This window comes from Psychrobacter sp. 1U2 (assembly GCF_051847575.1).
The window spans coordinates 1-571 of record NZ_JBPYDC010001570.1; the positions used below are offsets into that span (position 1 = coordinate 1).

Below are 571 nucleotides of genomic sequence, written 5' to 3' on the forward strand. Positions count from 1 at the left end.
AAGCATATAAGCCAATAACCTGCTTAAGTCGAACCATCACCAATGCTAATACTTGTCGCCAACTCATCTTTGATCCTCTCTTTTAACTTTATATTAATGGTCTACAGAAGAAATAACAGGCTGTGCGGAGGTAAAGGGTAATAGCGAAGTATCTTTGTTAGCAGTTAAATAACTATTAGCATATAGTAAAGACGTTGAGTGATAAGGCACCAATGCAGTAGGAACAAAGTGACGAGCCGCGTTAATATGCTGAATGGAGTCATCAAAAAAGATATGCGGTGCAAAGGTCTTAAGTACTGCTGTTTTTTCAAGCCCTCCTAAGAAAAATGCCATATCAACATCTACGCCCCACTCACGTAGCGTCTTGATAGCGCGTAAATCAGCGGGTGCATTACGAGCTGTCACTAGCGCAATCTTTATTGGACAATGATCGAGCCGTGCTGGTAAACGTTCCTGTAAGCTTGAAAGCTTAATTAACAGTTCAGCATAAGGACCTTTCTCAATCGGCAAATCACGCATCAATGCTTCACGTTCATGGAAAGCCTGCAAACCTTGTTGCTTATATAACAAC

General features: G+C 41.2%; 1 protein-coding gene. It reads right to left on the reverse strand.

Annotation, left to right across the window (positions count from 1 at the left end; translation table 11 throughout):
• Positions 1-93: 93 nt before the first annotated feature.
• Positions 94-571, reverse strand: a 478-nt coding sequence (locus ACS8FD_RS23245) for a 5'-nucleotidase (RefSeq protein WP_439277594.1), incomplete at its 5' end; no start/stop codon positions are given.